Raw genomic sequence first — 21,979 nt, forward strand, 5'->3', positions numbered from 1 at the left:
AAGCAAACCAAAAATTCAAATACATTAATCTTGTTTGCAAGATCTTTATTTCACTTTTACTTTGATTACAAGGTCACCTGAGTGTTAAGCTGGTTTAAAATTCAGCAGCAAACGAATTTAATATTGACTATTAAAGGCTAACGGTTCATTATACAAAATTTTAAAAAAATTATATGCTGGGAAAAGATAGGACATGGTCAAAATAAAGAACAAACAATATCCTCTTGTTGCAGACTGGAATACCCTTAACAGAGTATTTATCAGACCTGAAGATGAAATCGGCAGAAAAACCCTTGTCAAATATATGGAACAAATCCTGTTTGGTCTCCATGATTTTCTAAACAAACATGTTGGGGTGACCGAAGAAATCAGCCTGATAAAACTTGCCGAAGAGTACACCGATACAAAGATCAATGCCCATCCGCAAAAAAAACTGGCAGATGTGATCAAAGATATCATAAATGAAATTGCCCCAAGAGCCGTCAATGTAGCCTCTCCTTATTTTATCGGGCATATGACTTCTGCTATTCCATTTTTTATGGTTCATTTAAAAGCCATCACTGCGGCGTTAAACCAGAATGTTATCAAACTTGAAACTTCAAAAGTCTTATCCGTACTGGAAAAACAAATCCTGGCTAAAATGCACAGAATGATATTCAACTTTGATGACCATTTCTATCTTGAACATGTTCAGAACACGGAAACATCTCTGGGGAATTTCACAACCGGGGGCACAACGGCAAATCTTACAGCCTTGTGGGTTGCCAGAAACAAATGCTTCCCCTCAAAAGGAAATTTTGAAAGCATTGAAAAAAACGGCATTTTTGAAGCCATGAAAACCCATGATCTTGAAAAAGCCGTGGTTCTGGTTTCAAAAAGAGGGCATTATTCATTAAGAAAAGCAGGGGGAGTATTGGGTCTGGGGAATCAAAATGTGATCCCAATTGATGTCGATGCAAACCGAACCATAGACATCATAAAACTCAAGTCTAAAATCAAAGAACTCCAGGCAAACAAAAAAACAAAAATTGTCGCCATTATTGGCATTGCCGGTGCCACTGAAACAGGAATTATTGATCCACTGCCCAAGCTTGCCGATATTTGTCAAAAACATGGTATCCATTTTCATGTGGATGCTGCATGGGGAGGACCTGTGCTTTTATCCGAAAAGTACTGTCATCTTCTCAAAGGCATTGAAAGGGCTGACTCTGTTGCCATTGACTGCCACAAACAATTTTATATGCCCATGACATCGGGTATGGTTTATTTTAAAGATCCCACAGCCATGGATCATATTGTATACCATTCAAGCTATGTCAACAGACCAGGCAGCGTTGATCTGGGGATAAAAACCCTTGAAGGTTCAAGAGAAGCAAATTCCCTGATACTTGACAGCGCCCTTAAAATAATGGGTTCAAAAGGCTATGCGCTGATGATTGATCATGGAATTGAAACAGCCAGGGAATTTGCAAAAATGATCAGTCAAAGAAGCCTGTTTCAACTGGTTACAAAGCCACAGTTAAATATTTTGACATACAGACTGGTTCCGCTGGATATACAAAAAAAACTTGAAACCGCTGACAAAGAAGAACGACAAAAACTAAATTATATTCTGGATGACATCAATATAAAAATTCAGAGGATTCAAAGAGAGGCTGGTAAAAGCTTTGTATCAAGAACCCGCCTGAAAAATTCTCCGGATGACTATAACAACAATGTTGTATTAAGATCTGTAATTATGAATCCAATGACAAATATTGATATTATTAATGAAGTCCTTGATGAACAGGAATCCATTTTCCATAAACTTGTAAATGAATAATACAGTATCATTCAAGAGAATTGTTCCGCATGAATAGTCACAAATAAAACTTTACAAACAAACAAAAAATCATTAGTATTTTTATTATAATCAATTACCTTCTCATTCAGGTAATATCCATAGAAATATCAAAGATACAATTTGATGCCAGCACAAATCCTTATTAGAAACAAACAACTAGAAAGGATTAATCATGACTAATGAAGAAAAATATTTTAAAGTGCCAAAGACCTTTGGGCTTAGTGTTCTGCTGAAATTAACAAAAAAAAATGTTAGAGGGATAGAAATATCAAGCGACGGGGAACAATTCACATCAAATGTACCCATGAACACACTTACCGATGCTGTTAATGCTACGATAAAAGCGCATAATATCAATTTAAAAATCAAATAAAATTCCCATTATTCCATTATCCTGATAAGAGCTGACAAAACAATGAACTTACCCATCGATTTTAGCGGCATAACCCAGATGCTCACGGCAGCCCATGAAGATAGCCGAAATTTCTTATATGAATTTGAAGTATACACCCTTCTTTCAAGGTCAGGGGCGGAAACCCCTCCCCTGTGCAATTTTATCCCCAGAGGTTCGCGCCCATCAGATGACGCATTAAATGCTTTTCCGGGAGAAAAAACCGTCCTCAAAATAGTATCCCCATTTATAATCCATAAAACAGAGGTGGGCGGTGTACGGATTGTCAAAAAAGAACCCCATCGGATTATCTCTGCTGTCCGGCGAATGTTTTACGAGGTGCCTGAAAATTACGCAACCTGGATCGAACGTAACCCCGAATCGGCACCTGCCCCATATAAAGGACTTTCCGGAGAACCCCTGATAGCTGCCATCAGCAGGGATATACAAGGAATTTTACAGGTTCAGTTCATGCCTCCCGATTCAAATGCCTTTGGCAATGAACTGATCGTGGGACTCCGCCATACAAGGGAATTTGGTACGATTATAAGTGCAGGATTAGGCGGAACAGATACAGAACTTTATGCCAAACGGTTCAGGAAAGGCCAGGCAATTGTAGCAGCATCCTGTGCCATGAATGACGGCCACACTTTTTTTAAAATTTTCAAGCAGACTATTTCCTACAGAAAACTTACGGGCCTGACCCGTGGACAACAGCGCATTGTAAGCGATGAACAGCTCATTGAATGTTTTGAATCCTTTATACGCATGGGCAACCACTACTCACAGGCCAACCCGGACGCACCATTTGTCATCAAAGAACTTGAAGTCAATCCCTTTACCTTTTGCGATTACCTCATGGTGCCTTTGGACGGCATGTGCAAATTTTGCAAGCCCAAAAAAATTGCAGCAAAAAGACCTGTAAAAAAAATCGACAATCTGCTGCACCCGAAATCCATCGGGATCATAGGGGTTTCTTCAACCCGGAAAAACTTTGGAAGGATCATCCTGGACAATATTCTGGCAGAAGGATTCAGCAAAGAGAACACGATTATTTTCAGTCAAAGTGCAAAACAAGTCGATGCAGTGAGATGCCTTCCAAACCTTGAGGCCTTGAAACAGGAAAAAAACAAAAAACTGGATCTTTTTATTGTTGCTGTTGGAGCGGCCCGGGTACCTGAGCTTGTGGACGATATTATCCGCCTTGATGCGGCTGAAACCGTCATGCTCATTCCAGGCGGCATGGGCGAAACCCATGACAGCAAAGACCGCGCCCGGGACATCATTGCAAAAATAGACCAGGCCCATGCTACAAAAGAAGGCGGCCCTGTCTTTCTTGGTGCAAATTGCATGGGCGTTATTTCCAAACCAGGAGGATATGACACCTGGTTCATACCTGAACAAAAACTGCCAAAACAAAGAAATTGTGCTTTTCACAGGGCTGCCTTGATCAGTCAGAGCGGCGCCTTCATGCTTCACCGCAGTCACCAATACCCCCACATGAGCCCGGCCTATATGATCTCCATGGGCAATCAGACAGATCTGACCCTGGGAGATATGATTCAATATTTCATGACATCAAAATCAGTGGATGTCATTGCCGTATATGCTGAAGGATTCAACGACCTTGACGGCCTGGAATTCTGCAAAGCTGTCAGACATGCAGTCCTTGCGGGCAAAGAAATGATATTCTACAAAGCCGGCCGTACCCCTGAAGGCAAGGCCGCCACCTCCAGCCATACCGCATCCCTTGCCGGGGACTACATGGTTTGTGAATCCTGTGTCCGCCAGGCCGGTGCCATTGTTGCCAGAACCTTTTCAGAATTCCAGGAACTGATCGTTCTTGCCGAAACTATGAGCAAAAAAATCATCAAGGGCAACCGCCTGGCTGCAGTCAGCGGAGCCGGATTTGAAGCCGTAGGCATGGCCGATTCCATCCAGTCAGATGATTTTCACATGGAACTGGCCCGTTTTGAAGAGAGTACACTTGAAAAAGTGGCAGATATTTTAAAACACAAAAAACTGGATGCCTTTGTGACACTGTCAAATCCCCTGGATATCAATCCAGCGGCAGATGATGACACCCATGCACAGATCACAAGGATACTGGCAGAAGATAAAGGTGTTGATGCTGTCGTCGTCAGTCTTGACCCCATGTCACCGGCCATGAAAACCCTTGACAGCCCGTCGATTCCATACTTTGATATGAATCACGAAAACAGCATTAAAAACCAGATCATTGACATTGCCAATACCTGTGACACCCCTGTGGTAACCGTTGTTGACGGTGGCCGCCTGTATGACCCGCTGAGGGAGGCCCTGATAAAAAACAACATTCCGGTGTTCACAGTCTGTGACAAGGCCATTGCCGCCCTTTCATTATACGTCCAGGGACGGTTGAATGCCTATGCCATCCGAAACTCGGTTGGTAAACAATAATTTTCAATCTTTGGCTGTCAAATAATTTTTTCACAACAAAATTTATATTGCAATAATTAATTCCTTGAGATATCCCTGATTCCTTCAAGGGTATCATATACTCATGCTTGATTTATTCATACTTGATTGTTGGGTATGAGCATGTGATTAAAATTATAAAATGGTTTACAGACCATGTAGAGGGCTATAATGCGTTTCAGGCGGGAGAATATATATGGCATCACTATTCGATCAGGGTTCAATTGGCAAAATCACATTAAAAAACAGAATGATCAGGTCTGCAACCTGGGAAGGCATGTGTGAACCGGACGGCAGGCCGACCCAAAAACTTGTGGACACCTATTGCAACCTGGTCAAGGGAGGAATTGGGCTGATCATTACCGGGTATACTTATGTTAGAAGGGATGGAAAGCAATTGCCAGGTAAAATGGGGATCTACACGGATAAGTTTGCCCTGCAATTCAAACAACTGACCCGGGCGGTTCATGATTTAAACGGTAAAATTGCCATTCAACTTGTTCATGCCGGAGGTCAAACAGATTCAAAATCAGCGGGACGCCAGCCTGTGGCACCATCAGGCATCAAAGTGGGCGCATTTCCTGAAACGCCCCAGGCACTTTCCATATTAGAGATAGAAAACATTACCGATTCCTTTGCCAGGGCCGCAGGAAGAGCCAAAGAATGGGGATTTGATGCCGTTCAGATTCATGGTGCCCATGGATATCTTGTCAGCCAGTTCCTGTCTCCTGTGACAAACCAGAGAACAGATGCATATGGAGGAAGTCTTGAAAACAGAGGCAGGTTTTTATTTGATATCTATGAAAAGATAAGGACCCGTGTGGGCAAAAACTACCCGGTGTTTATAAAATTCAATGCAAATGACCATGTTGAAAACGGATTGACAACAGATGAGGCAGTTCAAATTGCAAAAAAACTCTCTGATTTTGGAATTGATGCCATAGAAGTTTCTTCCGGTACAGCGTCTTCCGGAGAAAAAGGACCTGCCAGGACAAAAATCAATTCCCCTGAAAAGCAAGCCTATAACCTTGATCTTGCACTGACCATAAAAAAACAAGTGTCGTGCCCTGTTATTTGCGTTGGGGGGTTCAGATCCCTTCTTGTTGCTCAAAAGGCAATAGCTGAACACGGCATGGATTTTATTTCTCTTTCACGGCCTTTGATCCGGGAACCGGATCTGCCAAAAAAATGGGCAACAAATAAAACCGACCATTCAGAGTGCATCTCGTGCAACAAATGTTTTATTCCGGGGATGTCCAAAGGCGGCATTTTTTGTGTTGCCCAGAAAAAAGACAAAAGAACCACATGAAACAATATGCCGCACAAACAAGGACACCCCTGAAAATCACGAGGCAACCACCCCGTGTTTCATGGAAATTTTTTCAAACATGACAACAATGCCGGTAGCAATGCCATATACAATATCCACATTGGCATTCATGCCGGCAGATGAATCAAAAAAAATGTGCAGATCCGATTCCATACCGTCTTCAGCCTTCCAATAGCAGATCAGTATGGGAAGCTTTGGCAAAGGATAAAGCACCAGTGATATATCTGATGCATAATAATTTTCCACTGTTTTTCCATTAAAAAGAACAATCAGATCTTCAAACAAATGGGGATATTTATCTGCAATCTGTTTTAAAGGCTTTTCAGATCTCTGGACAAACAAAGGATTTTTCTCACGCCCACCCTCAATTTCTCTTAACGGAACCCATTTCCCCGTCAAAGAAACCCCTTTGCAGTGGAGGACATATCCCAAAACAGTACTGGCAATCCAGGGGTTGATATGAATATCTGAAAACATGTTGCCCTGTGAATCAATGAAAAACTGCTTTCCAAAAATCCTGATCATCAATTTCCCTTTTGAAAAACTCCCCCCGACTCTTTTGGCTGCCTTTTCCAGGTCACAAGAATTTATTTGTGTTTTCAAGTCCGCCACAAGCGTTGACCGGTACTCTTCATTTGTCATCTTTTTTTTCTGTTTTCCCTGATATTGTTCAAGCACTTTTTGGCTCAAGACAGGGCATTGATCCAATGATTTTTCTCCCAAAAAAACCTTTGAGGCAAAAGCAAGACAGGTTTGTTCATTGCATTTTCTGCAATTGGATTTATCCAGAATCTTAAACACTTCCATGGCATTGGCAAATTCAGACATATACACTCCTCATTTTAAATAACTGTCATGGGCATAACTTGTCAATTTTATATCATAATTTGCTCACCCAGATTTGCCCATAACAAATAATAAAAATCACTGTTTGGATTTTTCAAGACTTTCATATAAAAAAATATTTTCCATGATATTTTAAACTAATAAAATAGGATAAACCTGGCAATAAAACATCACCCAAAAGGGGGAGAAACAAAAAAAATTAAATTATCTGGTGGCGAGCCGCCCAAACCACAGCCTGAGTCCGATGACTGACCCCCAGCTTGTTAAAGATGTTTACAACATGACTTTTAACGGTATGAGGACTGATATGAAGCTGTTGTGAAATTTCACGGTTGGTCTGTCCCAACCCTATTCCGGACAGAACCTCAAGTTCTCTTTGAGTCAGGGCTGAGGGCAGGGATAAATTTGCAGGATGATCTGTTCTGTTCAAAGCAGGCATAGGGACATTTTTTTCATGGATCTTATTTGATTCATGGATCTTATTTGATTGATTGGAGGTATCAATATTCAGTGTAACCGATGAAACAAGGTTCCCGTCATTATCACGTACCGGATAGGTGACCTGCTCGTTTATGGGCAACCCCACATACGGGCATTTTGACGGCTGAACCCGCTGCTTGGAAACCATCGCGGCAAAAGCCATGCAGCTTTTAAGCCCGCATTTGCCGCAATTTGTTTTTGGTAAAAGCTTTAAAATATCGGTAACTGCAATTTTTTGAAACACCTTGAATTTCGGGATAATATCATTTTTCTTGTCAAGAATCCCATTTAAAAATTCCATTAATTTTTCCCTGAATGCTGTTGCATGTTCCCGGTCGTCCAAAGGAGATGCAATACACCTTTCAGGATAAACAACGCAATAAACCTTGTCAAAAACAAACCGGACCAGGTTTGGATTTTCATGGAGTTCAGCTTCATCTGCAACCGCATTGATATAGGGAAACAAAAACGAGATATCTTTTTCAAAATGGATAATCGCCGTAACACAAGACCCTCTGCTTGAACCGGGCTTTGCCATGGGACCGTCCATACAAGTATAAAAATGATTAAATCCTATTCGTTGCATAAAAAATGAGATACCACACACTCTTTTAAAAAACAACTCACGATTATATAGCGCAAATCTGGTTGCATATTTTGCAGGTCAGGGCAATTTAAAGTCTGTGCATTCATAGCACAAATACTTTTCACCTTGTCTTGAATATCCGTTGTTCCCTGATCTTATTCTTTTTTTACACTTTTAACATTTGACTGGTTCATAATCCTGGGAATTACTGGAATATTTGTGTCAAACAAGCTGTTTGCAAATTTTACAAACACTCCAAACACAATTATCGGCAAAGCAACAACTTGAATCAAAAAAATTCCAACATATAAAAATATCAGTTTCAAAAGGTTTTCTATGATATTTCCCGTGTTGCTGATTGTGTTAACAAGGGCATTTTTAAACTCCAAAGATTTGCGTTTAAGAAATGATGAGCTATTCTTGATAGTTCCCAAGACACCATCAGTCTGCGGGATTGAAAATTCCATCAATTTATCAAGTTCCGCAGACCCGAGTGCCAGTTCTTTATTTGCATTCAAAATTTTTTCTTCAAAAAAATTTTCTTGAATATAATTATTTGTAATAGCCGATATAGGAAGTGTAAACCTGGCAATTAGAATCAATAGTATGAAGCCCGTTATGATTTTTTGAAGAGCAGCCAATCTTTGGTTCTCAAACCAAATCAGAACAGATAAAACGAAAAGAAACAGGGCAAATATAGGCGGCGCAAGTGACACACTAATCTCATAGACCAATTTCTGAACCCCCAATGACGTAATCGCAGTTACTATTACATCAGACACACGTTCAGTCATATCATCAATCGGGTCTAAAGCCTGTCCTATGGCTAATGTTATCCCCACGCCTGCGGGTTCCAGATTCAGGTTGGAATCCTTAACAATTGAAACAGAGGAGTTGATAAGCCTGCATGTTGCATAAGCAACCCCGGCTTTGCTTATTGCCTCACGAAAGTAATCATCAGCTGTGCTGTCTAATATCGGAAGCCTTAACCCAGGTGAAAAGAAAAACAATATCGCCATTAAGGCTCCAACAGATGATATTACTATTTTTTGTTTTTTTGTGGATTTCATTTTCACTCTTCCCTATTTCAATGTTTGGATAACGGACAGCAAGGGTTTACAAACAAGAAAAATTTTTAACAGGTCTGACGCCGGGCTTATAATATAAATTTTCAAATTTTTTTCAAAGGAATCATTGCATACGGCTTTTACAATTATTCAAAGAAATTCGGAAGGTCAAGCAAGAAAAACAATTGAAGGGGAGTATCCGGTTGAACAATGCCCATGCATGGGCGCAATAACCACTTTTACCAGATGCCGGGGTTTACAAAACAGGGGCTTGGCCTTATATTATGCCAACATCAACCCAAACCTGAAAAATGTGGAGTAAACCATTGAAACAGATCATAGTTCTTGCAACCAGAAACAAGGGAAAAACAAGGGAAATCAGAGAACTTTTAAAAGGATATCCAATTGATATCAAAAACCTGGATGATTTCGGTCCCATCCCAGAGGTTATTGAGGACGGAGAGACCTTTGATGACAATGCCTATAAAAAAGCCTCTTTTACGGCAAAAATATTAGGATACCCTGCCATGGCAGATGACTCAGGGCTTTGCGTTGAAGCTCTTGACGGTGCGCCCGGCGTCTATTCCGCCAGGTATGCCGGAGAAAATGCCACGGATGCGGACAATGTCAAAAAAATGCTGGAAGAATTAAAAGACAAAGACAACCGGAAAGCCTCCTTTAAATGTGTGATTTCCATTGCGATTCCAACAGGCCCGGCCTTGACTTATGAAGGTGAGTGCCAGGGTGTTATCACCAAAGAAGCAGTTGGGGATAACGGGTTTGGATATGATCCGCTCTTTTTTTATCCTGAATTGAACAAAACCTTTGCCCAGTTGACCATTCAAGAAAAAGGCCAGGTCAGCCACCGGGGCAAGGCGTTAAAAGAAATAGCCGATGAAATGGACAAAATCATCGACTGGATTGATATCACTATGCCCAAATTCCAGCGTGCGGAATGCAAAGGAAACAACTCATGACCCCCTCCTCTTTTAAAGAGCTTGTCATTCAAAACAGATCCTGCAGACGGTTTGACAATGCTCATAAAATTGATGAAACAAAATTACGGGAACTGGTTGAACTGGCACGGAACTGTGCATCGGCTGCAAATCTCCAGCCCTTGAAATATATCATATGCCGGGATGATCAAAAAAATGAAGATATCTTTTCCTGCCTGGGATGGGCCGCATACTTAAAAGAGTGGAAAGGCCCGATAAAAGAAGAACGGCCCTCCGCATATATCGTCATCATGGGAGATCATCATATTTCCGATAAATTCTGGTGCGACCATGGCATTGCAGCCCAGACACTGCTGCTGGGAGCAAAATCCATGGGGCTTGGCGGGTGCATGTTCGGTTCCGTCAATGCAAAAAAGCTCAAACAGCACTTGAATATTGATGATCACCTGGAGGTTAAACTGGTGGTGGCCCTGGGAAAACCTGTTGAAGAAATCTGTATTGATCAATTGGGTGAAGACGGTGATATCAAATACTGGAGGGATGACAACCAGGTCCACCATGTCCCCAAAAGAAAACTCAACGACATTATCATCAGCTCATGGTAAAACAATAACAATATGATAAAGTAATAATAAAAATATAATAGTAACTCAACAAAAACATTGCAAACCAACCAAAAAATGGCAAATCAACAAAAAATTCTGCTTGTCAACCCGGCATGCCTTGATGCAAGGATATCCGGAGAAGATGCCCGTATTGTTCCCATAGGCCTTTACTATATCGGGGCGCTCATGATGGATAAAGGTTTTAGCGTCAGCATCCTAAACCTGGCAGACATAAGGGATGACCCTGTTGAGGTCTTTAAAACCATTGTTTCAAGACAGCAACCGGATATCATAGGATTTTCCGTGATCAACTCCAACCGCTGGAATGCAATGGAGTGCGCAAATGCTGCAAAAAAGATCAGGCCTGATGTGACAATTGTGTTTGGCGGGCCTACACCGACATTTCTTGCAGACCATCTCTTAACCGCCTGCCCGGATATTGATTTTATTGTTACAAGCGAAGGTGAAATCACCTTTCTTGAACTTGCAACAGCGCTTGGAAACAATCGCGACAACTCCTTTGAACAGATTAACGGACTGGTCTTCAAACAAAACAACAAGATTTTCAGGACATTGCCAAGAGACCCCATTGCAGAACCGGACTCTCTGGTTCACCCGTCCAAATATTTTGCATATCAGCACCTTTCCCTGTCACGGGGATGCCCCGGCAAGTGTACCTTTTGCGGATCACCCAAATTCTGGGGAAATCAAGACTTGCGATTTCACTCCCCTGAATGGTTTGCCGATGAAATCCAGGCCCTTGTAGAAAAAGGCATCCATCATTTTTATATTTCAGATGACACCTTTACAATGGACAAGCAGCGAGTGATTGAATTTTGCAGCCTTATCATCAAAAAAAAACTTGCCATCACCTGGAACGCTATTTCAAGGGTGGATTATATTGATGCTGACATCCTGTCTGCCATGAGAAAAGCCGGGTGTATCCAATTGAGTTTTGGTGTGGAATCAGGATCTGAAAAAATCCGCAAACGCCTTGGGAAACCCATTGTACAAGATAAAATTATCACCGCTTTTTCCCTGACCGCGTCCTATGGCATCCTGCCCCGGGCCTACTTTATTTACGGGTCACCCGGAGAAACCGATCAAACCATACAAGAAAGCATTGACCTGCTAAACGCCATCAAGCCCTTAAGCGCCATATTTTACATGCTGGTTATTTTCCCGGGAACCCACCTGTATCAATCAGCCGTTCAAAAAGGCCTTGTGAACGACGATTTATGGTATCGGAAAATAGAAGACCTTCCCTGGTTTGAAATTGACGAGCAGCTTGATTTTACAAAAGTCAAAACATTTGGTGACCGGTTAAGATCTGAATTTTACAGCAACCTTGACACATTTGTCCGGCAGATCGATCTTGTGGATATAAAAGAATTATATCCGTTTCATGCACAATTTCTTTCAAGGCTTGCCATGACATTTTCCCATGGCGAATACGCGGCCGACACCCGGGTCAAAAATCAGGATAAAACAGCCAAACAGCTTTATGACAGGGCATTATCCTATGCTCCGGATGCCAGGGCATTTTTAGGCCTGGCCATGCTGCTGCAAAAACAGAGACGATTTGACCAGGCTATTTTGATACTTGAAAAAGGACTGAATCACTGGCCTGAAAACCAAGATTTAAACGTCTGCATGGGAGTAAGCCTAATGAACACGGGCCGGTTTACCAACGCATTGAACTTCTTTGAAAAATTCAAAAAGATTCCTGAAATGCACCAATACATTCAGATCTGTCACCAAAACATTGCAAGGATAAAAACATGAGCGATAAAACAAATTACAGACTTGCCAATATTCAAAACCGGGAAATAAAACTTCGGGCCGTGCGCCATGAAATCCTTGCCGTCGAATCTGAAAAAGCCCTGGAAATGATTCTTGATGCGCCCTCCCCTGCCACTTTGATACAGTCTTTTCCCGACCAGGATCTGTATTATCTCATGCATAAAATCGGGCCTGATGATTTTATTCCCATCCTGGCAATGGCAAAATCGGATCAATGGGAATATATCCTGGATGTGGAGGCCTGGGACAATGACCGGCTGGACCTTGAATCCATGACCAAAACCTTTGATCTGCTTTTCCAGGCTGATCCCCAAAGGCTTTTAAGGTGGGTTATCAAGGAAAAACCCGATTATTTTGAATTTTACCTGCTTAAAAACATGGAAATAATTGTCAGAGAACATGATGAAATTCCCCCTGAAAATTTTGATGATTACATCACTATGGATGACAAATTTTATTTCAGGTTTCCGGACAAACCCATGACAGGTGATGATAACAAATTTCTGACAGATGATGACGACAAATCTCCAAAACCTGAAAACAAAGAACAAGCCTGGGAATTAATCGAAAAAATGCTCAAGACCCTTGCAGGAATGGATCTGTCGGTTTTTCACGGCCTGCTGCTTGAAACCTGTGCCCTGCTGCCAATTGAAACCGAAGAAGAACAGTTCCGGCTTAAAAACCTGCGGCTGGCTGAAAAAGGATTTTTACCTCCCCATGAAGCCATTGGCATTTATCAGCCAACCCGGCTTTCAGATCTTCGCAAACGACCCGATGCAGGCATATTCAAAAGCAAACCGTTTGATCCGGACATTCCAATGCCTCCCCAGTTTTTCTCCCTTTTTATTAAAGGAGATAATCTGTTTGTCAAATCCCTGGAATTTTTTGATCCTGAATTTATCCTTGACCTTGAATCGGAACTTGCCGCATTGATCAATAAAGTCATTTCCGCAGACAAGATCAAGCTGAAAGCCAAACAAGATCTTGAAAGAGCCATTTCAAAGGTTTGTGATTATCTGAACCTCGGCCTTGAGGTTATCCTGAAAGGAGAACCAAAACCCGAGCTTGCAAAAAATGTGATCCATAAATATTTTCTTGAAGATATTTTCAGAACCGGTTCAAGGGCGGGCATCAAACTTAAGACAAAAGCGGCCAACTGGTTTCAGAACAGCTTCATGAACCAGAACAAGCTGCCCTTAAGTTTTCTTGGGGAAAATTTTTTAGGTTGTATTGGCGGCCTTTTTCTTGACCGGCCGTTATATTACAATGCTTATGTATCCGGTGACCTGTACCGCAATTTCAAATCAATTTCAGACATTACAAAAACCAACACGGCCCTGGAACAGATAATGGCCCTGGATACGGTTTTAGGAAAACTTAATATTGATCTGGAATCTTTTAAAGAAGGTGTCTTAACCTATAAGACATTAATCCTTACCCTCTGGGCAAAGGACCGGTTGAAGCAGGCCATGAACCTTGAACCTATTGATATGGTTTTATTTAAAGAGTTCTTTGCGGCCCTGTTTTCAAAATCCGATTCTGATGCAATAGAACACATTCCGTTAAATGACCTGATTATCTGGACATGTGAAGCAACCGGCATGAAAGAAACAGATCTGCCGGAAAAATTCTTTGAAGTGTTAACGGCTTTGATCAATGAGCTTAAAGATGAATACGGTTCGGTTGATCCTGAAAATATTGATCCCAGGTTTATCCCCCATTTTCTTTTGCGCAAAAAGAAAAACAAAAGAAAAGACAAATGACGTTAACGTTTCAAAATAAAAGTTTCATAAACACCCTGACTTCAAAACCAGGCATAATCATCTGGTATTCCAGGATACCGGATATCCTCAGGTCAATCGTCAGCAACAGCAAGTATCACCACATCCGGCCACAGGCAAATGAAATATTTAAAAAAGAGGATTTTATTTGCCCTGTTTTCAGCAAAGAAGAAATCAACACCATCAATGGTTTCAAAGCCCTTAAAAAACAGATCGAATGGATAAGCGGCAGATACCTTATCAAACAGATGGTGCAGCACATTTTTTTAAAGACAACACGCCTTGATCACATCACACTTTCCTATCTTGATCAAGGAGCGCCTTATGTTACAAACTGCCCTGATATTCCTGTTTCATTGTCCCACAGCAACGATTATACAACAGTTGCATGCTGTAAAAACAAACACCAAACCATTGGCATTGATATTGAAAAAATAACCAAAAAACCGGATATTTTTTTTTTAAAAACCGCATTTACACAAAATGAGATTCTGAATTTAACAGACAATGCAGCCCATATTTTTAAAAACTGGACCATCAAAGAAGCCTATTTAAAATATATTAAAAAAGGATTTAATGAAAGCCTGCACAAAGTTGAGGTGATCAACAATGAAATCGTGCATAATCAAAAAAAAATTAATGTGGATGTATACTCAACCTTTCTTAACGAGTATGTTTTATCCCTTATTTCTGATTAGGCTTTCTGGTTAAGATTATGATCAAACAGATCATTTGTCATGCTCAAAAACATACCCCACAGACCTGCGGCTGATAAAATGAACCGGGGTTTTGGGATTTTTTTCAAAATATTTTCTAAACCGGACAATAAAATTATCCACTGTTCTTGTGGAAGTACCCCTTGAATATCCCCAGCCCGCAGTCAACAGCATGTCTCTTGATAACGGCTTTCCTTTATTGGCAATAAATAATTTTAACAGAACAATTTCCTGATCCGTTAAAACAATTTCACCGGCAGCACATCTGGCTTTAAAAGAGACAAAATCAATATGATTGTCACCAAAATCGTATTGATCGCCCTCAAAAATTTTATACTCCTGGGTTTTGTCTTGTTTATCCTCTTGATACCAGGTCTTTTTTTTGATTAACCGTTCAACCCTTAAAAGAAATTCTTCCAGATCAAATGGTTTTGACAGATAATCATCCACACCGTATCGAAGCCCTTTGACTTTATCCTTTGTATCACCCCTGGCAGAAAGGATGAGTACGGGAATTTTTTCATCTTCCCGGCGAATGGTTTTCAGAATAGAGAACCCGTCAATCATGGGCAGCATAATGTCCAGAATAATCAAATCCGGTTCCCAGGATCTCCATTGATCAAGCCCTTCAATACCGTCTGCGGCAATCTTCACATCAAACCCCTGGAATGAAAGGTTTAAACGTATTCCGTCTGCGATATGCGCTTCATCTTCTATTACCAGGATACGCTTTTTTTCAACCGTTTCCATAATTTTTTTTCCCTGACATTGGCAATGCTTGCCCTTGGAATTGTAATTTTAAAGGTTGCACCTTTTCCTTTTCCCTTACTTGTGACCGATGTTCTCCAGCCATGGATGCTGGCAATACTGGAAACAAGGTAAAGTCCAAGCCCCGATCCTGAAACATCGTTTTTATGGATTTGATCGGATTGATAAAACTTTCTGAAAATTTTTTTTGCTTCCTTTTTGTCAACACCGATTCCATTGTCTATAAATTCAATGGTAACTTTTTGTATAAAGCTTTTAAACCGGATAATGAGCTTTGGTGCCTCTGAATCGTTATATTTTATGGCATTGGAAATAATGTTCATCAAGAGCATTTCAAACAAAAACAGATTCACCGGATAAACAATCGGCTTGCCGGATTGATTTTCAATTTCTATATCCATGTCCCTGAACAAAGAGGCATTTTTTTTACAAAAATTTTCCACCAGTTTTACAAGACTGTCCCGGGTAACTTCAGAACCAAAATTTTGACTTTCAATCCTGGCAAGATTAAGGATACTGTTGATATTTTCCGTAAGCCTATTAATATCTTCCAACATGTTTTTACTGTATTTTTTGATATCATCCGGCTCCATGGGGTGGCGGATAAAGGTTTCAAGATAAATCCGCAACGAGGTCACAGGAGTTTTTAATTCATGTGTGAAATTATAAATAAAATTATGCTGGAGCCTGAAAAGATTGACTGTCTTCTGATAATAGATAAAGGCAAGTAAAATGCCGATCAATACCACGACAATCAGAGCGCTTAAAATCAGTATGGTCATACCGGTCTTTGAAGGAAAAATTGATGTTGGATCAATATGAAACTTTAGAATAATCACCTCAAGGGCAGAGGTGATTTCCATGTACCAGCTGACCGTCAGCACAAGGAATGTGGCCAGGGCAAAAATGGAACAGGCAAAGATAAAAACAGGGTGAAGATACCATCTGGAGGGATTTAAAATCTGCATATCAACCTGTCTTTCCAATGATCCTGGAATTTCACGGCAAAACAGATACCCTTGCCTGGACAACCTTTATTCTCAACCATGCTTTTCATTGATCTGCTGTTACCTGTTTCAAGTCGGCAATCCTTTATCCGGGCGCTTCTGTTTTTTTAAATTGCGATAGTTGATCCTTTGTTTTCTCAAGGGCTTCCAGAGTATCTTTCAATTCTTTCCTGGCTTTTTCAAGCTCTTTTTGATACCGGCGTCTTTCCTCCATAAATTCAGACCGCTCAAATGCCTTTTTCACAGCATGATATAATACATTCATATCCTGCATGGGTTTAATAATATAATCCCACGCACCCAGCCTTAAGGCTCCCATGGTATCTGAAATATTGCCCGCCCCGGAAATAATAATAATCGGAATTTTTGAATTGATTTGTATAACCTTTGCAAGAACTTCCAGCCCGTCCATTTCCGGCATTCGCAGATCACACAGCACAAGATCAGGGTTTTGCTTTTCAAACAGCTCCAAACCCATTTTGCCATTTTCAGCATCAATAACGTCAAATCCGAAATCTTCGAGAAACCCAATCATACTGTCCCGGATATATTCTTCATCGTCAATAACAAGAATTTTTTTTGCGTCCGTATTGTCCATGACTGTTCTCTTTTTGTGACTGTTATCTTTAGTGATTGTTATAATTAGTTTTATGATTATCGGCTTACCAGATCTAACACCAAAAGAACCTTATTCTTGGAATGGTTTGTCTGTCAAGGATTAATCACCTTGACAGATAAAAAATGGAGCATTGACACGCCCGGCATGGATATAGTATCACATACCGGTATTGGGTCAGTCTGTTTTCTTAACGAAAATTAACATTAACCTGTCTTTACAACAAATCCAATCGGAAAATAAAATATTGAATGGAGAAAAATGAAATTTTTTATAAAATATGCAGCAATTGCAGCAGCGCTTCTGGTATACCTTATGCCTTCAAATATTTTTGCAAAGTCCCTGGTTAAAGTTCATGTCAGCATCCTGCCTCAAAAATATTTTGTTGAACAAATCGGCAGGGACAATGTTAAGGTCGATGTTCTGGTAAAACCGGGTAAAAGTCCTTCCACCTATTCTCCCTCTCCTGACCAGATAAGAAACCTTGCATCGTCTGATGTCTATTTCAGAATCGGAGTACCCTTTGAAAACGGGATTTTGAACAAAATAGAATCAATTGCCAATGCAAGAATCGTGGATACCCGCAAAGGAATTGCTTTAAGGACTGTGGAAAAACACTATCACGGCAAAGCCGCCCACACCCATGACTCTGTTCATCAAAATGTTAAAAATGCAATCGGAAAAGACCCCCATATCTGGATGAACCCGTTAATGGTAAAGAAACAGGCCCATACCATATTTCAAACTCTTTCAAACATTGACCCTGATCACAGGAATATATATAAAACCAATTACGACCTGTTTTCTCTGGAACTTGATGCCCTTGACAAGCGGCTTAAAAAAATACTCAAACCTTTAAAGGGACAAAATCTGTTTGTTTTCCATCCCAGTTTCGGGTATTTTACGGATGCTTACGGATTGAAACAGGTTGCCATTGAAACCATGGGGAAAGCACCCAAGGGAAAAGAGCTTTCCAATATTATAAAACTTGCGAAAAAACAAAAAGCACGGATAATTTTTGTCCAGGCCCAGTTTGACCGGAATGCAGCAGAAAAAATAGCATCAGCCATAAAGGGTACGGTGGTATCCATTGATCCTCTTGCCTATGATTATCCGTCCAATATGGAAAACATAGCACAAACCATTATCCGGGCATTGAAAAAACAAACAAATGAAACTGAATAACGACCCTGAAATCATATTGGATAATGTCTCATTTGCTTACAAACAGCGCAATATTCTGGAGGATGTGAATCTTCAGATCAAGCAAAATGAATTTGCAAGCATTGTCGGCCCCAACGGCGGCGGAAAAACCACCCTTCTAAAACTGGTACTGGGCCTTATCAAACCGGATAAAGGCAAAATAAGCATATTCGGAAAAACTCCCGACCAAGTCAGACAAAGGATCGGATATATGCCGCAATACGCCCACCTGGACATGGATTTTCCAGCCAATGTCATGGATGTGGTCATGATGGGCAGGCTTTCAAAAACGACCCTGTGGTTTTCAAAAAAAGACCGGGTTGAAGCCTTAAATTCCATTGCTGAAGTGGGTATGACTGATTTTATTGATACGGAATTCAATGAACTTTCCGGCGGCCAGAAACAGCGCATCCTCATTGCCAGGGCTCTTTGCAGCCGCCCGGATATAATGCTGCTGGATGAACCCACCGCCAATGTTGATCTAAAGACAGAAGAAAACCTGTTTGCCATTTTACAAAAACTCAATTCAAACATGACCATTCTGCTGGTATCCCATGATCTGGGATTTGTTTCAAAATATGTCAAAAGCGTGATATGCGTAAACCGCCGGGTGGTAATTCACCCCACAACACTTATGGACGGGACATTGATAAAAGACATTTACCATGGCGATCTTAGAATGGTGCGCCACGACCACAGATGCAGTGAAACAGGACACACCTATGATTGAGATAATGCATGCTATCATGGACCCGGACAACCTGTTTTTAAAGTACGCGTTTATCATGGGCGGACTGGCCTCAATTTCTTTTGGCATCATCGGTACATTTGTAACAACCAAACGAATCGGATACCTTGCCGGAGCCATTTCCCATTCCGTGTTCGGCGGCATCGGGCTTGCACTTTTTCTGCAGGTAAGGGCAGGACTGACATGGTTTGATCCGATTTTAGGAGCTGTCCTGGCTGCGATTATTGCCGCCGTGATTGTAGGGCTTGTGAGCATTCATGCAAAAGAACGCGAAGACACCATTATCGGAACTCTATGGGCACTGGGAATGGCATCCGGAATACTGCTCATAGACAAGACCCCAGGTTATTTCAATCTCAGTTCTTACCTGTTTGGGGATATCCTGCTGATTTCAGGCAAAGACCTTTTGTATGTGGGGTGCCTGGACGCACTGGTTCTAAGCCTTTCCATTCTTTTTTTCAACCAGTTTTTCAGTGTTTGCTTTGACAGTGAGTTTACGTCTTTGAGGGGAATCAACACCACTTTTTTCTATCTTTTACTGCTGATTCTTACTGCTCTTACCGTAGTTCTCCTGGTCAGAATTGTCGGAATCGTGCTGGTTATTGCATTGCTGACCATCCCGCCTGCCATTGCCTCATTTTATGCCAGGCGACTGTGGCAGATGATGCTCTATTCCATTTTATTGTGTGCATTTTTCACATGGGCAGGCCTTGGATTGAGCTATTCATTCAGCCTTTCCAGCGGGCCTGCCATCATTGTTTTGAGCGGTTCGGTCTATCTTATTCTACTGGTTGTCCATAATGTATTAAAAAAATATTAAAGCAATCATGAAGCGATCGCCTTCCCCGGAACAATTGCTGCCGGCAGTTGCCGATCTTTATGCAAAAATATTATCCGGCTTGTAGGGATGTGTGCCTTCAATCACCTCAACCCCTGCTTTGGCTTTGATTTTATTAATGAGTACTTCTTTATGGGGACAATGATCCGTGATACAGGGTGCCACATGAACTTTAGTTATTTTTTCATCCATGGGTTTGTTCCATAAACTGATCTGGGCCAGGCGGGTGACAATGGTTGCTCCGGGGCAGTCCCCACAGTTTAAAAGTCCGATAAGCTGTGCATCCTGATCCTTGTATGCGGCAAACTCACCTTCTCTTCTGTTGAATCCCACCATGCATCTGCTGCATCCGATACAAACGTCGTCCATTGCTTTTTTACACCCAACTATAAGTATTTTTTCCATTTAACTCCTCCGAAAGAATAGCATTATTGATTGCTTTCTTGTATTTGCAATGCCTGTGCCAGTCAAAAAAAAGGAAAAAAATTAAAAATTACTCTTTTCATATCAAGCTGTTATCTCCTGCCCACCTTTGAAATAAGGCGTTACAAATTGATTGAGAAATCAAAATAGTCGCATAAGGGAAACTTAAATTCTCAATCTTGCAATCAATTAATGCACCAAACTTATGGATATTTTTTTGTCCGATATGGCTTTGAACTTGAAAATCAGCAGTGCAACCGGAGGATCAATAAATAAAAATTTTACGCTGAAAGGATTGCAACTTTAAGTTCTCAAAGTTGCAATCAGACGCTGCGGGATATTTAAAAACCCAAACATATCCAAAACATGCTTAATGACAAGGTCCGATGACAGCAAACAATCACAGGACAGTCCTTCCTCCTGCAACACGGCAATCCCGATGCAGGCCGCTTTAAGCATCATCCTGTCATTTGATCCGTTGCCAACGCAAAGGGTATGCTGTGTTCCAAGCTTTTGAATATAATCAAGCTTGCTTTGGGCCTGGTCTTTTTCCGGGATAATGGTCAGGGCACAGTCAATACCGTTCAATTGTTTTTTTACAAACCCGAAGGTGTCGGCTGTAATCACATGAAACCTGACCTTGTCTGAAAATTGTTTTATCCCATCTTTAACTCCTTTGATCAAAACACCATCTTTTGCAATGGTTCCATTATAATCAAACACAACATGCTCGATAGTCTGTTGACCGAATCCTGGAATATTTATATCTATCATAAGCAATCCTTTTTAAACCTTATAAAAGTCCTGTTTTATTGTTGTTTGAACTGCCGGTCAGATAAAACCAGCTTATTGTCGGCAATGCGTTTGACCTGATCCATATAATGTGACACCAGGATAATGGTACACCTGCTTTTTAATTCCAGAAGCAATTGCTCAATCACCCTGACAGATGTTTCATCCAGAGATGAGGTTGGCTCATCAAGCAGCAAAACCTGTGGTTCAAGAACCATTGCCCTTGCAATGCAAAGCCTTTGCTGCTGTCCGCCTGAAAGTGTCCGGGCGTCCTGGCAAAGCCTGTCTTTAACCTCCTCCCAGAGAAAAGACCGTTTCAATGCCTCTTCCACTTTTGCCGATATTTGATCCTGATCCTTTTCTCCCATAAGTTTTAAGGGAAAAGCAATGTTTTTATAAATGGTCATGGGCAGAGGATTGGGAACCTGGAACACCATCCCCACCTGCCGGCGAAGCAGGGAAAGAGAATATTTTTTATGATAGATATCTTGAAACCCATTCCCAAAATCAATTTCAACGGTTCCTGTTGCCGTGGCACCATCAACACTCTCCCAAAGCCGGTTAAGGGTCATCAAAAAACTTGATTTTCCCTGGCCTGACGGTCCGACAATAGAGGTTATCACGTTTTTCTCAATCTCAATATTAATATTTTCCAGTATGGATCTGCCATGATAATAAAACCACAGATCTTTTATGTGTATTTTTATTTGTTTTTTCCCCATT

Annotated in this window: 21 protein-coding genes; 12 read left to right on the forward strand and 9 right to left on the reverse strand. The window is 41.1% G+C overall.

The window, feature by feature from the left end:
- The first annotated feature begins 193 nt into the window (after positions 1 to 193).
- From panP to BLT94_RS07395, 4 genes are all read left to right on the forward strand, one after another.
- Entirely contained in the window at positions 194 to 1,822 is a 1,629-nt protein-coding gene (gene panP / locus BLT94_RS07380; protein WP_092232260.1) for a pyridoxal-dependent aspartate 1-decarboxylase PanP, read from the forward strand.
- A gap of 193 nt (positions 1,823 to 2,015) precedes the next feature.
- Positions 2,016 to 2,216, forward strand: a complete 201-nt coding sequence (locus BLT94_RS07385) for a hypothetical protein (protein WP_092232263.1) — start codon at positions 2,016 to 2,018, stop codon at positions 2,214 to 2,216.
- Between the two features lie 42 nt (positions 2,217 to 2,258).
- Entirely contained in the window at positions 2,259 to 4,673 is a 2,415-nt protein-coding gene (locus BLT94_RS07390; protein ID WP_092232266.1) for an acetate--CoA ligase family protein, read from the forward strand.
- A 214-nt stretch (positions 4,674 to 4,887) separates the two neighbouring features.
- Positions 4,888 to 6,000: an NADH:flavin oxidoreductase gene (locus BLT94_RS07395; protein WP_014956570.1), complete on the forward strand. Its 1,113-nt coding sequence runs from the start codon at positions 4,888 to 4,890 to the stop codon at positions 5,998 to 6,000.
- A gap of 36 nt (positions 6,001 to 6,036) precedes the next feature.
- On the opposite strand, the gene BLT94_RS07400 is transcribed toward BLT94_RS07395, so the two are convergent.
- The 3 genes from BLT94_RS07400 to BLT94_RS07410 form a co-directional block, all read right to left on the reverse strand.
- Entirely contained in the window at positions 6,037 to 6,849 is an 813-nt protein-coding gene (locus tag BLT94_RS07400; RefSeq protein ID WP_014956569.1) for a DUF3786 domain-containing protein, read from the reverse strand.
- A 217-nt stretch (positions 6,850 to 7,066) separates the two neighbouring features.
- Positions 7,067 to 7,885, reverse strand: coding sequence for a LuxR C-terminal-related transcriptional regulator (locus BLT94_RS22180; RefSeq protein ID WP_217641236.1), 819 nt, complete (start codon positions 7,883 to 7,885; stop codon positions 7,067 to 7,069).
- A gap of 203 nt (positions 7,886 to 8,088) precedes the next feature.
- Entirely contained in the window at positions 8,089 to 9,003 is a 915-nt protein-coding gene (locus BLT94_RS07410; RefSeq protein WP_092232269.1) for a hypothetical protein, read from the reverse strand.
- A 323-nt stretch (positions 9,004 to 9,326) separates the two neighbouring features.
- On the opposite strand from BLT94_RS07410, the gene BLT94_RS07420 reads away from it, so the two are divergent.
- The 5 genes from BLT94_RS07420 (at position 9,327) to BLT94_RS07440 (ending at position 14,843) form a co-directional block, all read left to right on the forward strand.
- Positions 9,327 to 9,977: an XTP/dITP diphosphatase gene (locus BLT94_RS07420; protein WP_014956566.1), complete on the forward strand. Its 651-nt coding sequence runs from the start codon at positions 9,327 to 9,329 to the stop codon at positions 9,975 to 9,977.
- Entirely contained in the window at positions 9,974 to 10,561 is a 588-nt protein-coding gene (locus BLT94_RS07425) for a nitroreductase family protein (RefSeq protein WP_092232274.1), read from the forward strand. The genes BLT94_RS07420 and BLT94_RS07425 overlap by 4 nt, the downstream gene beginning before the upstream one ends.
- A 75-nt stretch (positions 10,562 to 10,636) precedes the next feature.
- On the forward strand, positions 10,637 to 12,346 hold the full coding sequence (locus BLT94_RS07430) for a B12-binding domain-containing radical SAM protein (protein WP_014956564.1): 1,710 nt from the start codon (positions 10,637 to 10,639) through the stop codon (positions 12,344 to 12,346).
- Positions 12,343 to 14,127, forward strand: a complete 1,785-nt coding sequence (locus tag BLT94_RS07435) for a DUF6178 family protein (RefSeq protein WP_092232276.1) — start codon at positions 12,343 to 12,345, stop codon at positions 14,125 to 14,127. The genes BLT94_RS07430 and BLT94_RS07435 overlap by 4 nt, the downstream gene beginning before the upstream one ends.
- Positions 14,124 to 14,843: a 4'-phosphopantetheinyl transferase family protein gene (locus tag BLT94_RS07440; protein WP_092232278.1), complete on the forward strand. Its 720-nt coding sequence runs from the start codon at positions 14,124 to 14,126 to the stop codon at positions 14,841 to 14,843. The genes BLT94_RS07435 and BLT94_RS07440 overlap by 4 nt, the downstream gene beginning before the upstream one ends.
- A gap of 30 nt (positions 14,844 to 14,873) precedes the next feature.
- Here the strand turns inward: BLT94_RS07440 and BLT94_RS07445 are convergent, their stop codons facing one another.
- From BLT94_RS07445 to BLT94_RS07455, 3 genes are all read right to left on the reverse strand, one after another.
- Positions 14,874 to 15,611 carry a response regulator transcription factor gene (locus tag BLT94_RS07445; protein ID WP_014956561.1) on the reverse strand — a complete coding sequence of 246 codons (738 nt, stop codon included), beginning with the start codon at positions 15,609 to 15,611 and terminating at the stop codon, positions 14,874 to 14,876.
- The gene (locus BLT94_RS07450; protein ID WP_041279836.1) at positions 15,578 to 16,597 is read right to left on the reverse strand and encodes a sensor histidine kinase; all 1,020 of its coding nucleotides are present in this window, start codon (positions 16,595 to 16,597) and stop codon (positions 15,578 to 15,580) included. Before BLT94_RS07450 ends, BLT94_RS07445 begins: the two co-directional genes overlap by 34 nt.
- A 124-nt stretch (positions 16,598 to 16,721) precedes the next feature.
- Positions 16,722 to 17,234, reverse strand: a complete 513-nt coding sequence (locus tag BLT94_RS07455; RefSeq protein ID WP_014956559.1) for a response regulator — start codon at positions 17,232 to 17,234, stop codon at positions 16,722 to 16,724.
- 279 nt (positions 17,235 to 17,513) lie between these two features.
- Here BLT94_RS07455 and BLT94_RS07460 point away from each other — a divergent pair, with 279 nt between their 5' ends.
- Genes BLT94_RS07460 through BLT94_RS07470 form a run of 3 tightly spaced genes read left to right on the forward strand, consistent with a single transcriptional unit; the run spans position 17,514 to position 20,023 of the window.
- Positions 17,514 to 18,437, forward strand: a complete 924-nt coding sequence (locus tag BLT94_RS07460) for a metal ABC transporter solute-binding protein, Zn/Mn family (protein WP_092232279.1) — start codon at positions 17,514 to 17,516, stop codon at positions 18,435 to 18,437.
- A complete protein-coding gene (locus BLT94_RS07465; protein WP_014956557.1) occupies positions 18,424 to 19,185 on the forward strand; it encodes a metal ABC transporter ATP-binding protein in 762 nt (253 codons plus the stop codon). The genes BLT94_RS07460 and BLT94_RS07465 overlap by 14 nt, the downstream gene beginning before the upstream one ends.
- Positions 19,178 to 20,023, forward strand: coding sequence for a metal ABC transporter permease (locus tag BLT94_RS07470; RefSeq protein ID WP_092232280.1), 846 nt, complete (start codon positions 19,178 to 19,180; stop codon positions 20,021 to 20,023). The genes BLT94_RS07465 and BLT94_RS07470 overlap by 8 nt, the downstream gene beginning before the upstream one ends.
- A gap of 57 nt (positions 20,024 to 20,080) precedes the next feature.
- On the opposite strand, the gene BLT94_RS07475 is transcribed toward BLT94_RS07470, so the two are convergent.
- From BLT94_RS07475 to BLT94_RS07485, 3 genes are all read right to left on the reverse strand, one after another.
- The gene (locus BLT94_RS07475; RefSeq protein WP_014956555.1) at positions 20,081 to 20,446 is read right to left on the reverse strand and encodes a CGGC domain-containing protein; all 366 of its coding nucleotides are present in this window, start codon (positions 20,444 to 20,446) and stop codon (positions 20,081 to 20,083) included.
- A gap of 321 nt (positions 20,447 to 20,767) precedes the next feature.
- Positions 20,768 to 21,238: an HAD family hydrolase gene (locus BLT94_RS07480; RefSeq protein WP_014956554.1), complete on the reverse strand. Its 471-nt coding sequence runs from the start codon at positions 21,236 to 21,238 to the stop codon at positions 20,768 to 20,770.
- 35 nt (positions 21,239 to 21,273) lie between these two features.
- On the reverse strand, positions 21,274 to 21,978 hold the full coding sequence (locus BLT94_RS07485; protein ID WP_092232282.1) for a phosphate ABC transporter ATP-binding protein: 705 nt from the start codon (positions 21,976 to 21,978) through the stop codon (positions 21,274 to 21,276).
- Position 21,979 lies beyond the last annotated feature (1 nt).

This window comes from Desulfobacula phenolica (assembly GCF_900105645.1).
Taxonomy (GTDB): Bacteria; Desulfobacterota; Desulfobacteria; order Desulfobacterales; family Desulfobacteraceae; genus Desulfobacula; species Desulfobacula toluolica.

Bases quoted from the DNA above. Each gene is read 5' to 3' on its own strand.
- panP (WP_092232260.1), top strand. From the start codon at position 194: ATGGTCAAAATAAAGAACAAACAATATCCTCTTGTTGCAGACTGGAAT.
- BLT94_RS07385 (WP_092232263.1), top strand. From the start codon at position 2,016: ATGACTAATGAAGAAAAATATTTTAAAGTGCCAAAGACCTTTGGGCTT.
- BLT94_RS07390 (WP_092232266.1), top strand. From the start codon at position 2,259: ATGAACTTACCCATCGATTTTAGCGGCATAACCCAGATGCTCACGGCA.
- BLT94_RS07395 (WP_014956570.1), top strand. From the start codon at position 4,888: ATGGCATCACTATTCGATCAGGGTTCAATTGGCAAAATCACATTAAAA.
- BLT94_RS07400 (WP_014956569.1), bottom strand. From the start codon at position 6,849: ATGTCTGAATTTGCCAATGCCATGGAAGTGTTTAAGATTCTGGATAAA.
- BLT94_RS22180 (WP_217641236.1), bottom strand. From the start codon at position 7,885: ATGGCAAAGCCCGGTTCAAGCAGAGGGTCTTGTGTTACGGCGATTATC.
- BLT94_RS07410 (WP_092232269.1), bottom strand. From the start codon at position 9,003: ATGAAATCCACAAAAAAACAAAAAATAGTAATATCATCTGTTGGAGCC.
- BLT94_RS07425 (WP_092232274.1), top strand. From the start codon at position 9,974: ATGACCCCCTCCTCTTTTAAAGAGCTTGTCATTCAAAACAGATCCTGC.
- BLT94_RS07430 (WP_014956564.1), top strand. From the start codon at position 10,637: ATGGCAAATCAACAAAAAATTCTGCTTGTCAACCCGGCATGCCTTGAT.
- BLT94_RS07435 (WP_092232276.1), top strand. From the start codon at position 12,343: ATGAGCGATAAAACAAATTACAGACTTGCCAATATTCAAAACCGGGAA.
- BLT94_RS07440 (WP_092232278.1), top strand. From the start codon at position 14,124: ATGACGTTAACGTTTCAAAATAAAAGTTTCATAAACACCCTGACTTCA.
- BLT94_RS07445 (WP_014956561.1), bottom strand. From the start codon at position 15,611: ATGGAAACGGTTGAAAAAAAGCGTATCCTGGTAATAGAAGATGAAGCG.
- BLT94_RS07450 (WP_041279836.1), bottom strand. From the start codon at position 16,597: ATGCAGATTTTAAATCCCTCCAGATGGTATCTTCACCCTGTTTTTATC.
- BLT94_RS07455 (WP_014956559.1), bottom strand. From the start codon at position 17,234: ATGGACAATACGGACGCAAAAAAAATTCTTGTTATTGACGATGAAGAA.
- BLT94_RS07460 (WP_092232279.1), top strand. From the start codon at position 17,514: ATGAAATTTTTTATAAAATATGCAGCAATTGCAGCAGCGCTTCTGGTA.
- BLT94_RS07465 (WP_014956557.1), top strand. From the start codon at position 18,424: ATGAAACTGAATAACGACCCTGAAATCATATTGGATAATGTCTCATTT.
- BLT94_RS07470 (WP_092232280.1), top strand. From the start codon at position 19,178: ATGATTGAGATAATGCATGCTATCATGGACCCGGACAACCTGTTTTTA.
- BLT94_RS07475 (WP_014956555.1), bottom strand. From the start codon at position 20,446: ATGGAAAAAATACTTATAGTTGGGTGTAAAAAAGCAATGGACGACGTT.
- BLT94_RS07480 (WP_014956554.1), bottom strand. From the start codon at position 21,238: ATGATAGATATAAATATTCCAGGATTCGGTCAACAGACTATCGAGCAT.
- BLT94_RS07485 (WP_092232282.1), bottom strand. From the start codon at position 21,978: ATGGGGAAAAAACAAATAAAAATACACATAAAAGATCTGTGGTTTTAT.